Below are 12,801 nucleotides of genomic sequence, written 5' to 3'. Positions count from 1 at the left end.
CTCAGGCTGCCAAGCCACCCGCCTGCGTCTTCAAAAATGCCTCGCCGCAAGCCTTGGCCAGATTGCGCACCCGCAGGATGTAGCTCTGCCGCTCGGTGACCGAAATCACGCCGCGTGCGTCCAGCAGATTGAAGACATGGCTGGCCTTGATGCATTGGTCGTAGGCCGGGAAAACCATGCGGTGCATCGGCAGATTGTCGTTGGACGCCGGCGCACCGGCGTCGAGCAGCGCCTTGCACTCGGCCTCGGCATCCTCGAAGTGGCGCAAAAGCATCGCCGTGTTGGCGTATTCGAAATTGTGACGCGAATATTCCTGCTCGGCCTGCAGGAAGACATCGCCATAGGTGACCTTGTCGGCGCCTTCGCGGCCATTGAAGTTGAGGTCGTAGACATTGTCGACGCCCTGCACATACATGGCCAGCCGTTCAAGCCCGTAGGTCAGCTCGCCGGCCACCGGTGCGCATTCAATGCCGCAGACCTGCTGGAAATAGGTGAACTGCGAGACTTCCATGCCGTCGCACCAGCATTCCCAGCCGAGCCCCCAGGCGCCCAGCGTCGGGCTTTCCCAATCATCCTCGACGAAGCGGATGTCGTGCAGCAGCGGATCGACGCCGATCGCCGCCAGCGAGCCGAGATAGAGCTCCTGCAAATTGGGCGGGTTCGGCTTCAGGATCACCTGATACTGGTAATAATGCTGCAGCCGGTTCGGGTTCTCGCCATAGCGGCCATCCTTGGGACGGCGCGAGGGCTGGACATAGGCGGCGTTCCAGCGCTTTGGGCCGAGCGCGCGCAGCGTCGTTGCCGGATGAAAGGTGCCGGCGCCGACTTCCATGTCGTAGGGTTGCAGGACGACGCAGCCATAGGCCGCCCAGTAATTGTGCAAGGTCAGGATCAGCCCCTGAAACGAGCGGCTGGGATGCATATGGGCGGGGATTTCAATGGTCACGGGGGCCTCGACAGCACAGGCTAGCTTGCCGGCACGTCCTAGAGACACGGCGGCGAAGCGTCAAGCAAGGCGCACCGGTGCGGATCGCCGGGAGCGTGCGGGACGATGTTGAAAGCATTGGGAAGGCTTGGCCCATTGCCGGCCATGGAAGCCTGAGGTCTGTTCGATGCATCGTCCGTGTCAATGACAAACAGGTCCAGCCATGCCCAGCCCGATCATCATCCGCCCCGTTGCGCGCCAGGATTTCAAGCAATGGCTGCCGCTGTGGGACGGTTACAATGCATTTTATGGCCGCTCGGGCGAAACGGCCCTGCCGGGCGAGATCACCCAGATGACATGGTCTCGTTTCTTCGATGCCTATGAGCCGGTTCACGCGCTGGTGGCCGAAGGCGAGGGACAGCTTCTCGGCCTCGTGCACTATCTCTTCCATCGCAGCACCACGGCGATCGCGCCCAATTGCTATCTGCAGGATCTTTTCACCACGCAGGCATCGCGTGGCAAAGGCATCGGACGGGCACTGATCGAGGGCGTCTACGAGCGCGCCCAGGCGGCCGGCTCAGGCCGGGTATACTGGCTGACGCATGAGACCAATCACACGGCGATGAAGCTTTACGACAAGGTCGCCGAACACTCCGGCTTCGTCGTCTATCGCAAGCTCTTCTGAGGCAGCCGAATACGCGGTTCAAACGAAAACGGGACTCCGAAAAGAGCCCCGTTTGCGTTGAATTCAATTGCCAACTTCATCCCTTCGGGGCGGGCACCGGCTCTGGCTTGACCTTCGGGGTCTCCTGCGCCGTGTTGGATTCGATCGGCGGCAGGCCCTTCATCAGCTTCTGCTGCAAGTTGGCCAGCACATCGGGGTCCGGCTTCAGGTCGCGAGCCTGGTTCCACTGGAAGGTGGCTTCCAGCTTGCGGCCGACGCGCCAGTAGGCATCGCCGAGGTGATCGTTGAGAACCGGATCTTCCGGCTTCAGCGACACGGCGCGTTCCATTTCGCGCACCGCGTCATCGAACCTGCCGAGGCGGAAATAAGCCCAACCCAGCGAATCGACGATGTAACCGTCGCTCGGCCTGAGGTCGACGGCCTTTTGAATCATCGCCAGGCCTTCCTTGAGGTTCATGTTCATGTCGACCCAGGAATAGCCGAGATAGTTCAACACTTGCGGCTGGTCGGGGAACAATTCCAGCGCCTTGCGGAAGTTCGGCTCGGCCTTGGGCCATTCCTTCAGACGCTCATAGGCGATGCCGCGCTGGTAGAAGATGTTCCAGTTGGCCGCGGTCGGCGTCTTCAGCGCCTCGACAGCCTTGTCGTAGAGCGTAGCGGCCGAACGGAAATCCTCCTTCGAGGAATAGACGCCACCGAGCGCCAGATAAGCGCGCATGTCATTGGGATGGGCGTCGACGAAAGCCTTCAGATGTGTGATCGCTTCTTCGTGACGGTCGAGATCGGCAAGGTTGAGGCCGAGCTGCAAGTCCGAAAGTTCCTTCAGCGGCGAAGCGGCGGGTATCCGGCGATAGAGCGCGATTGCGCCTTCGCCGTCCTTCAATTGCTCGGACACGGCGGCGAGTTGCACAAGCGCAGCGTCGCTATCAGGCTTCAAAGCGAGCGCATATTGCAGATAGAGGCGCACGAAGGGCTCGCCGCCGCCACGGTTGAGCGCGGTAGCGAGGTCGAGCAGGATTTCGGAGGCGCCATCGGATGGGCTGGCCACCAGGGGCGCAATCTTGTCGCCTTTTGCAATTCGGTCGCGCAAGGCGACGATTTCCAGCTTGCCCGGCGAAAACGCCTCGGCCTGGTCGAGCACCGACAGCGCCTTGGCCTTGTCGCCCTTGCGGGCCAAGAACGAGGCGTAGGCCTGGGCGTTGCGCATCCAGGTTTCGGGAGCCGCACCACCAGCGGCGGTGTCCTGCATGGTCGCGGCATAGATCGCCTCGGCCTTTTCGGGCATGCCGGATGCATCAGCGATCAGGGCACGGTGGAACGACTTGAACAGGCCGAACCAATCCGGCCCCTGCAGCTTGTCGATGGACGCCATCGCATCGGCAGGCTCGCCGGCGCCTTGCTGCGCCCAGCCGGACATCACCCCGGAGATCAGCCGGTCGAGATCGGATTCCAGCGACAGCTTGAGCCAGTACTGCGCCTTGGTGAAATCCTTCTTGTGGAAGGAATCGACGGCGAGCGCCAGGCGCGAGAAACGCTCAACGTCGGGCACTTCCTTGAGCTTGTCGGCATAGACCAGGGATTCGTCGAAGCGGCCTTGCGCGATCAGCGACAGCATCAGGCTCTGCTGCAGGCCGGTGTCGCTCGGGTCGAAGGCCAATGCCTGCTTGTAGTAGGCGATGGCGCTGTCGAGGTCGTTATCGCCTTCGGCGATCCGGGCTGCCAGATAAGCGCCCGAAAACGACGTGATCTTGACCGGTTCGGGGGTTTGCTTGGCATAGGCCGGCAAAGCCGAGATCGCCATGCCTGTCACAATTGCCAGCCCTGTCAGCCAGCGCGCACGTCCTTGCCGCATCGTATCCCTTTCAGCCAGGCGCCATCTCCGCATCAGCGGGATCGGCGTAGACTCGATCTTTCCAGGCAAAGCATGGCCTTTTTGGGGTCGCGCTTCAATCCGCCTCGAATTCACAATCCGGGCACCCGATTAACAAACCATGGCGGCAGGCACCAGTTTCCGATCTTGAATTTCGGCCATGGCCCTACGCCGCGCCGAATATATCGCAGATTCGACCCTTGAGCTCGGCGCAATATTCAGCCCTCGGCTGGCGAGGCGGACCGCTGCACCAGCGTCTCACTATAGCCGCCGGCCGCTATCGTGCCGCACAGTTCGTTCCACTCGCAGCCGCCGCAGGCCTTGCGTACAAGGCCAGCCGAAAACGCCTGCCGCATCCGGCCCAGCATCGCCGCATCGAGATCAACACGGGCGCCGACGCGGATTGGACGCGCCAGCAACTCCCCCACATCCAGCGTTGCGAGCCGGTCCCGCTCAACGACGCTCTCGTTGAGGCAGTGAGGTTCCGGCCCATCAAGCAATGGGGCGCAGACATCGTCCGGGCCGGAAACAAGGAGGACGTCCTCGCCCCGGCTCAGGCGCTCCGCGACGCGATCATAATTGGCCGTGAAGGCGGGACTGTATCCTTTGCCCACATAGGTGAGCAGGCAAAGGAGGTGATGGGCGCGCAGCCTGATCGTCACGGCTTGATCGATTTCGCCTTGCCGCCGGGAAGGGCCATGAGGGTCGCGGCACCAAGCGCCGATTTCAGCAGTCCGCCGAGCAAGAAGGGCAGGAAGCCGAAGGTGATGGCCTGTCCGGTTCCAATCATCACGGCAAGCCATGCCGTTCCGAGCACCAGGCAGGCCAGGTTGCCAAGCAGCATGGCGATAAAGGCCAGCATCACCCTTTTGCCGTTCCAGCCGCGTTCGGCCAGCCAGCCGACCAGGGCGCCGACAAGCGGGAAGGCGAAGAGATAGCCACCCGTCGGCCCGACGAAGTGCGACGCACCTGCTGCCCCTCCGGACAGAACCGGAAAGCCTACAGCGCCCTCGACCAGCCAGGCGGCAATGGTGACGGCGCCAAGCCGCCAGCCATAGAGCGCGCCGACCAATGTTACGGCGAAGGTCTGCATGGTCACCGGGACCGGCACCATCGGCACTTCGATGTAGGAAGCCAGCGCCAGGAACAGGGTGCCGAGCACGACGGCTCCAACCTGCCAGGCAAGAGAACGATCCTGAAGCCGGAGCGGGCTGAACGATGGCTTGCTGGGCGAGAATGCGACGTCTGTCATTGGGATTCCTTCAGTCGATTGCAAATTATAGATAATTTCTATTTTCGATCTATTATCGAATCCACACTTCCCTGGAGATTGCAAGCCCTGGCTATGGCGCAGGCCGTCTAACCTACGATGGCGAAGGCTTCGCGCGTCGTCCCGGAGGCCGTCCTGACCGGCTTGCGGCCAATCCATTGGACGTGCCGTCCCAGCGTCACGGCGGCCGATTCGGTGTTTCCCTGCCGTAAGGCGGCAAGTATCAAGCGGTGGTCCTGATCGGTGCGAGTCTCCCACTCCGAGCGCCATGCCGCGAACAGGAAACGGGCACTTGCCGCGTGCAGGTCGTCGATGGTGGCGAGCAGACGCGGCATGCCGCATGGCGCCAGGATCAAGCGGTGGAAGGCGCGGTTGGCTTCCTCCCACGACCTGACATCGCGGGACTTGTCGCCGGCCTTGGTCGCCTCCTCCGCGAGATCGAGGATGGCCGATGTCAGGTGCGGCGCGGCGTGGCGCAGCGCCAGCACTTCGAGTGCCGCCCGCATTTCGGCGACTTCCTTGACCTCGCTCAGATCGAAAGCCGCGACGCGCACGCCACGGCGTGGTTCACTGACGGCCAGCCCCTGCGCCTCAAGACGCCGGAAGGCCTCGCGCACCGGAACATGGCTGGTTTGGAATTCCTCGGCGATATGATCCTGCCGAAGCCTGGCCCCCGGCTCGATCGCGCCCGAGATGATGCGGTCCGCCAGAACCTTGCTGATGCGCACCGCGATGGTGTCGTCTGTGCCCTTTGCCATGTTTTATAGATAATTTGCGGCAGGGCAGCTTGTCGAGCCAATTGCAGTCGAAATCGCGAAGGCGCCAGAAGCAAGGCTCAAGGCCGTGAGACGAAACCGTCGAGCGCCGGCATCGCCACGGTGACCAGGTCATGCAGCCGCTTCTTCGGCACCCCGTCGCGCGCCTGCACAGAGAGGCCAAACAACAGCGTGGTGTAGTAGTCGCCAAGCGCTTCCGGATCGGTATCCGGCTTGAGATCGCCGTCGCGAACACCCTTTTTCAGGCGCTCCACAATCAATGCATTGCGCGCCAGTCGACGCTCGGCCAGCCAATGCAGCACGCCGTCATTTTCGGTGGCGCAGTTGGTGGCAGCCGAGACGACCATGCAGCCCTTCGGCAGATCCGGCCTTGTGTAGATATCGATAGCATCGCGCAGCAGTCGCTCGACAAACCGCCGAGCGGTTGGTTCTTCGGCAAGGGCACTGGTGGCGAAGCTTCCTTCGCTGGTTTCGTAGAGAACAACGGCCTCCCGAAACAGCCCCTCCTTCGAGCCGAAGGCGGCATAGATGCGCGCTGAGGCCAGGCCTAGCCCGGAGACGAGGTCGGCCATCGACGTGCCCTCGTAGCCGCGCGTCCAGAAGGCATCGCGCGCTTTCTGCAGAGCCTGGGCCCTGTCGAACTCCCTTGGCCTTCCCGCCATCGCAGCCTCCATTTCTTTATCGATCAACAAATAATCCGCTTGACTCAAGATTGCAAATTCAATTCTTTGTCGATCGATCAAGAATCAAAAGGAGACTGGCATGAGTTCACTCGATCAAGGGGTGCCGTTCGGCGCCACGGCGACACAAGGAGGGCTCGGCGCGAAGCGCGGCGCTATGCTCGCATTGCTCGCCTTCGCCCAACTCATCATCGCTCTCGACATCAACATCGTCTTCGTGGCGCTGCCCGAAATCGGGGCTGGGCTGGGCTTTTCCGGCCAGACCTTGCAATGGGTGGTGAGCGCCTACACCGTGTTTACCGGCGGCTTTCTGCTGTTCGGCGGCCGCGCAGCCGACCTCATCGGCCAGCGCCGCATTTTCATTTTTGCACTCTGGCTCTACGCGCTTTCGTCGCTGGTTGGCGGCCTCGCCTGGTCGCCGGAAATCATCATCGCTGCCCGCGCTGTGCAAGGCATCGGCGGCGCTTTCCTGTTTCCGGCGACGCTCTCGCTGATCAACCGCCTGTTTGCCGAAGGACCGGAACGCAACCGGGCGCTGGCGGTGTGGGGCGGTGCCGGCGCGAGCGGCCTCACCCTTGGCTCACTGGCCGGTGGATTCCTGACAGGCGCCTTCGGCTGGTCGTCGGTCTTCTACGTCAATGTGCTGCTGGCTGGCATCGCCATCATCGCCGCATTTGCCATCATTCCACGCGATCCCAAGCGGCACGAGCACCGCAACTTCGATCTGCCGGGCGCACTGACCGTCACCGCGGGCGCCACGTTGCTGGTCTTCACGCTGGTCCAGGGACCTGAATATGGCTGGGGTTCGCCAGCGATCATCGCCAGCGCCGTGCTGGCAGCGATCTTCATCATCGCCTTCGCGCTGATTGAGGCAAAAAGCGCCGACCCTCTGATGCCGCTGCGACTGTTCCGCAATCGCAGCCTCGTCGCAGGCATGACGATCACCTTCCTGTTCATGGGAACGTTCGGCGCCCTGCCCTATTTCCTCACCGTGCTGTTGCAGACCGTGCATGGCTTCACCGCGCTGGAGACCGGCCTGGCCTTCCTGGTGCCGTCGATCGCCATCGCCGCCGGCACGCAACTCGGTGAACGCCTGGCGACGCGCTTTTCGACCCGCTCCACCCTGGTCGGGGGCATGGTCATAGGGGCGGCCGGCACAGCGCTGATGGTCCTTGGAGCATCAGCCGACAGCTTCTATCTGGCTCTCGTTCCAGGGCTGATCATCTCCGGCGTCGGCCAGGGCATCGTCTGGACCGCCATGTGGATCGCCGCGGCTTCGGGTGTCGCGCATGACGAGCAAGGTGTTGCCTCGGGGATGGCCTGCACGACGCTCAACATCGGCAACGCGATCGGCATGGCGACGTTGATCGCGATCGCCAACAGCCGTGTCGGCGGGCTGACAGGCGAAGCGCTGAAGACCGCGATTGCCGACGGCATACAGGTCGCCTTCTGGTTGGCGGCGGCGGGCATCGTTGTCAGCCTGCTTGCCGCGTTCGCTTTGCCGGGAAAGGGGAAGCAGCCGGCAACCGGGTGACGCCGCTCAGTTCACCCGGCTGATGCAGAAATCGATGACGTCGATCAGCGCCGATTTCTGCGGCGTCGCTTCCAGCGGCGCCAGCGCGTCGCGGGCGATTTCGCCGAAATGGCGGGCTCGCCCGATCGTGTCGGCAATGGCGCCGTGGCGGGTCATAAGGCCGGTCGCCTTTTCCAGGCCGGCGTCATCGGTGACGTTGTCCTCGATGGCGCGCTTCCAGAAGGTGCGCTCGGCCTTGGTGCCACGCCGGTAGGCGAGAATGACCGGCAAGGTCACCTTGCCTTCGCGGAAATCGTCGCCGACATTCTTGCCGAGGTCCTTGCTGGTGCCGCCATAATCCAGCGCGTCATCGATCAGCTGGAAGGCCAGGCCGAGATTCATGCCATAGGAGCGCAGCGCGGCACGATCGTTGCGCGTCGCCTGGGCGATGACAGGGCCGACCTCGGCAGCGGCCGAAAACAGTGCCGCGGTCTTGGCCTTGATGACGGCGAAATGCTCGTCCTCGGTGGTTTCGAGGTTCTTGGCGGCGGCAAGCTGCATGACCTCGCCCTCGGCGATGATGGAGGCAGCACTCGACAGGATATCGAGCGCTTCGAGCGAGCCGACATCGACCATCATGCGGAAAGCCTGGCCGAGCAGGAAGTCGCCGACCAGCACGCTTGCCTGGTTGCCCCAGATCATGCGGGCGGTCTTCTTGCCGCGGCGCATGCCGCTCTCGTCGACGACATCGTCGTGCAGCAGCGTCGCCGTGTGCATGAATTCGACCGAGGTGGCAAGCTTGACATGGCCCTCGCCGGCATAGCCGAACATCTGGGCTGCGGCGAGCGTCAGCATCGGCCGCAGCCGTTTGCCGCCGGACGAGATCAGATGGTTGGCGACCTCCGGGATCATCTCGACGTCGGAGCCGGCCTTGGACAGGATCAATTCATTGACGCGCCCCATATCGGCCGCGGTCAGATCGATCAGATCCTTGATGGAGGCGGGTTCCCGCTTCCCGTTTTCGATGTTGAGAACGACACCCACAACAATCACTCCCGTCTTGGTATAACGCGTGCGACGGCACCCTTAGTCCCTGTATGGACTCTAGGGCGGCGGACATGGCCACGGCAAGTGGCGAATTGGCGCGGCGGCGGCAACAGAATGTCAACGAGCCCAAGGGAGCGGCTCTGCCTCGGAATCCCCTGCCCGTTTACATCAATAGCGCAAACTGCGAGTTTCATACGATGATAGAACTTGTCCGCACCAACGATGCCGTGATCATCTCCTTTGTCGAATCGCTGATGCGAGACGCCGGCATCGCCTGCTTTGTCGCCGATCAGAATATGAGCATTCTCGAAGGGTCGATCGGTCTTTTGCAGAAGCGCGTCATGGTCGACGCCGACCAGGCCGACGCGGCACGGCGCATCCTGATGGATGCCGGCATCGCCAACGAAATCCGCGGAAAATAATGTCCGCCGTGCCCGCCGCCCTTGTCCCGGACACGCCGGCCCATACGGTCGACGCTTTCCATCGCGGCCGGTTCTGGCTCGTGCAGCCCAAACATGGCGGTCATCGCGCCGGCATGGATGCGATGATGCTGGCGGCATCCGTGCCGTCCTCCTTTGGCGGGCGGCTCGCCGATTTCGGTGCCGGAGCGGGGGCCGCCGGCCTGGCGGTGCTGTCGCGCTGCCCGGCCGCCGAGGCGGTGCTTGTCGAACGCGCGCCGGAAATGGCGGCCTTCGCGGCGGCCACCCTTGCCCATCCCGGCAATGCCCATCTCAGCGATCGAGCATCCGTGCTCATCGCCGATGTCACCGTGTCGGGCCGGACGCGGGCAGCCGCCGGCCTCGCCGACAATGATTTCGACTTCGTCATCATGAACCCGCCTTTCAACGCCGCACGGGACCGCGCCACGCCGGATCGGCTGCGAAAGGAAGCCCATGTCATGGACGACGGGCTGTTCGAGAGCTGGATCCGCAGTGCGGCAGCGGTGGTCAGGCCGCGCGGCGGGCTTGCCGTGATCGCTCGCCCCGAACAGCTCGGCCCCATTCTCGATGCGATCGCAGGGCGCTTCGGCGATGCCGAGATGCTTGCCGTCCACCCTCGCCCAGACGCGGCGGCGATCCGCATTGTCGTCAGGGCAGCGCTCGGGGCGCGAGGCAAGCTTGCCATCCGCCCTCCTTTGATGCTGCACGCGCAGTCCGGCAACGGCCCCGACGAGCGCAGCGAAATGATCACCAACGGCCTCGCCTCGCTGTTCGGAGATTGAGCTATTCTGCCCGGCCACATTGCCGTTGGCCGGGAAATCCCTACATGCCTGCAACCCATCGACCGGAGACCGCGCCCTCGTGAAACGACTTATCAACCGCCTGCTGCCGAAATCCTGGCGCTCCACCGTCGTCACCATTCCGGTCATCCGACTGCACGGCACCATTATGGCAGGCGGTGGCCAGTTCCGGCCGAGCCTGTCGCTGGCCTCCACCGCCGGCCTCATCGAGAAGGCGTTCTCCTACGACGCGCCGGCGGTCGCCATCTCGATCAATTCGCCCGGCGGCTCGCCGGTGCAGTCGCGGCTGATCTTCAAGCGCATCCGTGACCTGGCAACGGAAAAGAACAAAAAGGTGCTGGTCTTCGTCGAGGACGTCGCGGCATCGGGCGGCTACATGATCGCGGTCGCCGGCGACGAGATCTTCGCCGATCCGTCCTCCATCGTCGGTTCGATCGGCGTGGTCTCGGCCTCGTTCGGCTTCCCGGAACTGATGAAGAAGATCGGGGTCGAGCGCCGTGTCCACACCGCCGGCCAGAACAAGGCGGTGCTGGATCCGTTCAAGCCCGAGAAGAAGGAAGACGTTGAACGCCTGAAGGCGCTGCAGCTCGAGGTGCACGCAACCTTCATCGATCTCGTCAAGGAGCGGCGCGGCACGAAACTGAAAGATGATCCGGACCTGTTCACCGGCCTGTTCTGGACCGGCATCAAGGGCCTTGAACTCGGCCTGGTCGATGCGCTCGGCGACATGCGCACGGTACTCAAGACCCGTTTCGGGGCAAAAACCCAGCTCAGGCTGATCACGGCGCCGCGCGGTTTCCTCAGCCGCTTCGGCCTGTTCGGTTCGAGCAAGGGCTTCTCAGTGCCCGATATCGCAGCCGCTGCCGCCAGCGGCGTGATCGATGCGGCGGAAGAGCGCGCATTGTGGGCACGCTTCGGGCTTTGAAAACCCGGCAAAACCGTCTAGCATAAGAGACTTGAAGTCTCGTGCATGTCGTTTCCCAAAACCGGATCCACTTTTGGGCGACATGCATCAACCGACCCGACCGGCCGCCTTCGCCGGCCCAGCGTGGGAGGAGTTTTGGTATGCCGCAGATCATTTTCTTCACCGTCGTTGGCGTCGCCGCCTATTTCGGCTACCGCACCTTCATCCGCGAAGCCGAACGCGTGACCGCCAAGGTGCGGCGCACCGAAAAGCAGGCGGCCAACGGCGCGATCGGAACGCTGGTCAAGGATCCTAAGACCGGCGAATACCGGCTGGCCAAGGACTGAGCATCATTTCGCAGACCATTGTGGACACCGACATCGGGTCGCGCAGCTGGCACGCACACGCCAAAATCAATCTTGCGCTGCATGTCACCGGCAGGCGTCCTGACGGGTATCATCTGATCGAAAGCCTTGCGGTGTTCACGCGATTTGGCGACAGGGTCGAAATCGCGCTCGCCGACAGCGATGAGTTTACCGTGTCCGGCCGTTACGCCCCGGCCGTTCCTCTCGATGCCAGCAATCTGGTGCTCAAAGCGCGCGATGCCCTGAGACAGGCAGTCGGGCACGAGAGAACACCGCCGGTCGCTATCCGGCTGGAAAAGACCCTGCCTGTTGCCTCCGGCGTCGGTGGCGGTTCGAGCGACGCGGCGACCGTGCTGCGCGGTCTGGTGGAGACATGGGCCTTGGACATCGACGGCAGCGAGCTGGCGCGGATCGGCATCTCGCTCGGCGCCGATGTTCCGATGTGCCTGGCGGCAAAGCCGCTGGTTGCGCGCGGCATTGGTGATGAGCTGTCGATGGTGCCGGATTTTTCGGCGCTTGGGCTGGTGCTGGTCAATCCAGGCACGCCGGTCTCGACGGCCGAGGTCTTCGCAGCGCTTGCCCGTCGCGACAATGAGGCACTGCCGCCGCTGCCGCGCAGCATCGATTTCCACAGCCTGCGCAACTGGCTGGAGATCACCCGCAATGATCTCGAGCCCCCCGCGCTGGCGATGCAACCCGCGATCGGCAGGGCGCTTTCCTGGCTGAACAAGGCTGGATCGGGGTTCTCGCGGATGTCGGGATCCGGGGCGACATGCTTCGGCCTGTTCGAAACCGGCAATGTCGCCAAGCGCGCCGCCGCCGAAATCCGCGGCCGCCAGCCCGACTGGTTCGTCGCGGCGACGCGCAGCATCGCATCGGAGGGCGCTGATGGCCAGAATTGACGAGAGCCGTTCCTTCATCCCAATACGCATTGCGGTGCTGACCGTTTCCGACACACGCAGCTTCGCCGACGACAAATCCGGCCAGACGCTGGCCGATCGCATCTCTGAAGCCGGCCACATCCTGGCCGCCCGCGATATCGTCACCGACGACCGCGAGAAAATCCGCGACAAGGTTCTGGCGTGGTCGCGGGACAAAGATATCGATGTTGTCATCACCACCGGCGGCACTGGCTTCACCGGCCGCGACGTGACGCCGGAGGCGCTGGAGCCGATCTTCGAAAAGCGCATGGACGGCTTTTCGGAAGTGTTCCACCGCATCTCCTACGACAAGATCGGCACCTCGACGATCCAGAGCCGGGCAACTGGCGGCGTCGTCAACGCCACCTTCGTCTTCGTGCTGCCGGGTTCGCCAGGCGCCTGCAAGGACGCCTGGGACGGCATCCTGAAAGCGCAGCTCGACTACCGGCACATGCCGTGCAACTTCGTCGAGATCATGCCGCGCCTGGACGAGCATTTGCGGCGCGGCAAACCGGCTCCGTGAAAGCCCAGGCAAAGCGCCGGCTTCACACCGCGTTTGCCACGCAGAACGGCATCGGTGCCTTCGAAACGCCATTCCAAACCCAA

15 protein-coding genes are annotated in these 12,801 nt (G+C 63.3%); 8 read left to right on the top strand and 7 right to left on the bottom strand.

The genetic code is table 11. From position 1 onward, the window contains the following. Position 1 precedes the first annotated feature (1 nt). On the bottom strand, positions 2–922 hold the full coding sequence (locus LB558_RS05190) for a glycine--tRNA ligase subunit alpha (RefSeq protein WP_224696748.1): 921 nt from the start codon (positions 920–922) through the stop codon (positions 2–4). 226 nt (positions 923–1,148) lie between these two features. Between LB558_RS05190 and LB558_RS05185 the strand changes: the two genes are divergently transcribed. Beyond that, positions 1,149–1,610, top strand: coding sequence for a GNAT family N-acetyltransferase (locus LB558_RS05185; RefSeq protein WP_224696531.1), 462 nt, complete (start codon positions 1,149–1,151; stop codon positions 1,608–1,610). A 76-nt stretch (positions 1,611–1,686) separates the two neighbouring features. Here LB558_RS05185 and LB558_RS05180 read toward each other — a convergent pair whose 3' ends face one another. The 5 genes from LB558_RS05180 to LB558_RS05160 form a co-directional block, all read right to left on the bottom strand. After that, entirely contained in the window at positions 1,687–3,462 is a 1,776-nt protein-coding gene (locus tag LB558_RS05180; RefSeq protein ID WP_224696530.1) for a tetratricopeptide repeat protein, read from the bottom strand. 236 nt (positions 3,463–3,698) lie between these two features. Further along, positions 3,699–4,142 (bottom strand): DUF1284 domain-containing protein, encoded by a 444-nt coding sequence (locus LB558_RS05175; RefSeq protein WP_224696529.1) that lies wholly within the window; start codon positions 4,140–4,142, stop codon positions 3,699–3,701. Then, the gene (locus LB558_RS05170) at positions 4,139–4,732 is read right to left on the bottom strand and encodes a biotin transporter BioY (protein WP_224696528.1); all 594 of its coding nucleotides are present in this window, start codon (positions 4,730–4,732) and stop codon (positions 4,139–4,141) included. Before LB558_RS05170 ends, LB558_RS05175 begins: the two co-directional genes overlap by 4 nt. 107 nt (positions 4,733–4,839) lie before the next feature. Continuing rightward, positions 4,840–5,508, bottom strand: coding sequence for a GntR family transcriptional regulator (locus tag LB558_RS05165; RefSeq protein WP_224696527.1), 669 nt, complete (start codon positions 5,506–5,508; stop codon positions 4,840–4,842). Positions 5,509–5,585: 77 nt separating this feature from the next. After that, entirely contained in the window at positions 5,586–6,188 is a 603-nt protein-coding gene (locus LB558_RS05160) for a TetR/AcrR family transcriptional regulator (RefSeq protein WP_224696526.1), read from the bottom strand. Between the two features lie 100 nt (positions 6,189–6,288). Here LB558_RS05160 and LB558_RS05155 point away from each other — a divergent pair, with 100 nt between their 5' ends. After that, positions 6,289–7,740, top strand: coding sequence for an MFS transporter (locus LB558_RS05155; protein WP_224696525.1), 1,452 nt, complete (start codon positions 6,289–6,291; stop codon positions 7,738–7,740). Positions 7,741–7,746: 6 nt separating this feature from the next. On the opposite strand, the gene LB558_RS05150 is transcribed toward LB558_RS05155, so the two are convergent. Then, positions 7,747–8,763, bottom strand: coding sequence for a polyprenyl synthetase family protein (locus tag LB558_RS05150; RefSeq protein WP_027035988.1), 1,017 nt, complete (start codon positions 8,761–8,763; stop codon positions 7,747–7,749). 200 nt (positions 8,764–8,963) lie between these two features. On the opposite strand from LB558_RS05150, the gene LB558_RS05145 reads away from it, so the two are divergent. From LB558_RS05145 to moaB, 6 genes are all read left to right on the top strand, one after another. Further along, the gene (locus LB558_RS05145; protein ID WP_224696524.1) at positions 8,964–9,188 is read left to right on the top strand and encodes a DUF2007 domain-containing protein; all 225 of its coding nucleotides are present in this window, start codon (positions 8,964–8,966) and stop codon (positions 9,186–9,188) included. Continuing rightward, positions 9,188–9,988: a tRNA1(Val) (adenine(37)-N6)-methyltransferase gene (locus tag LB558_RS05140; protein WP_224696523.1), complete on the top strand. Its 801-nt coding sequence runs from the start codon at positions 9,188–9,190 to the stop codon at positions 9,986–9,988. The genes LB558_RS05145 and LB558_RS05140 overlap by 1 nt, the downstream gene beginning before the upstream one ends. A gap of 79 nt (positions 9,989–10,067) precedes the next feature. After that, positions 10,068–10,931, top strand: coding sequence for a S49 family peptidase (locus LB558_RS05135; RefSeq protein ID WP_224696522.1), 864 nt, complete (start codon positions 10,068–10,070; stop codon positions 10,929–10,931). 140 nt (positions 10,932–11,071) lie between these two features. After that, on the top strand, positions 11,072–11,257 hold the full coding sequence (locus LB558_RS05130) for a hypothetical protein (protein ID WP_056581167.1): 186 nt from the start codon (positions 11,072–11,074) through the stop codon (positions 11,255–11,257). 20 nt (positions 11,258–11,277) lie between these two features. Then, the gene (locus tag LB558_RS05125) at positions 11,278–12,177 is read left to right on the top strand and encodes a 4-(cytidine 5'-diphospho)-2-C-methyl-D-erythritol kinase (RefSeq protein WP_224696521.1); all 900 of its coding nucleotides are present in this window, start codon (positions 11,278–11,280) and stop codon (positions 12,175–12,177) included. After that, on the top strand, positions 12,164–12,718 hold the full coding sequence (gene moaB, locus LB558_RS05120) for a molybdenum cofactor biosynthesis protein B (RefSeq protein WP_224696520.1): 555 nt from the start codon (positions 12,164–12,166) through the stop codon (positions 12,716–12,718). The genes LB558_RS05125 and moaB overlap by 14 nt, the downstream gene beginning before the upstream one ends. The last annotated feature ends 83 nt before the right edge of the window (positions 12,719–12,801 follow it).

This window comes from Mesorhizobium sp. CO1-1-8 (assembly GCF_020164875.1).
Classification (GTDB): domain Bacteria; phylum Pseudomonadota; class Alphaproteobacteria; order Rhizobiales; family Rhizobiaceae; genus Mesorhizobium.
Note: the sequence above shows the minus strand (reverse complement) of the source record. Positions and strands in the feature narration are given on the sequence as shown.

Bases quoted from the DNA above. Each gene is read 5' to 3' on its own strand.
- LB558_RS05170 (WP_224696528.1), bottom strand. From the start codon at position 4,732: ATGACAGACGTCGCATTCTCGCCCAGCAAGCCATCGTTCAGCCCGCTC.
- LB558_RS05165 (WP_224696527.1), bottom strand. From the start codon at position 5,508: ATGGCAAAGGGCACAGACGACACCATCGCGGTGCGCATCAGCAAGGTT.
- LB558_RS05130 (WP_056581167.1), top strand. From the start codon at position 11,072: ATGCCGCAGATCATTTTCTTCACCGTCGTTGGCGTCGCCGCCTATTTC.
- LB558_RS05180 (WP_224696530.1), bottom strand. From the start codon at position 3,462: ATGCGGCAAGGACGTGCGCGCTGGCTGACAGGGCTGGCAATTGTGACA.
- moaB (WP_224696520.1), top strand. From the start codon at position 12,164: ATGGCCAGAATTGACGAGAGCCGTTCCTTCATCCCAATACGCATTGCG.
- LB558_RS05155 (WP_224696525.1), top strand. From the start codon at position 6,289: ATGAGTTCACTCGATCAAGGGGTGCCGTTCGGCGCCACGGCGACACAA.
- LB558_RS05185 (WP_224696531.1), top strand. From the start codon at position 1,149: ATGCCCAGCCCGATCATCATCCGCCCCGTTGCGCGCCAGGATTTCAAG.
- LB558_RS05140 (WP_224696523.1), top strand. From the start codon at position 9,188: ATGTCCGCCGTGCCCGCCGCCCTTGTCCCGGACACGCCGGCCCATACG.
- LB558_RS05190 (WP_224696748.1), bottom strand. From the start codon at position 922: ATGCATCCCAGCCGCTCGTTTCAGGGGCTGATCCTGACCTTGCACAAT.
- LB558_RS05160 (WP_224696526.1), bottom strand. From the start codon at position 6,188: ATGGCGGGAAGGCCAAGGGAGTTCGACAGGGCCCAGGCTCTGCAGAAA.
- LB558_RS05145 (WP_224696524.1), top strand. From the start codon at position 8,964: ATGATAGAACTTGTCCGCACCAACGATGCCGTGATCATCTCCTTTGTC.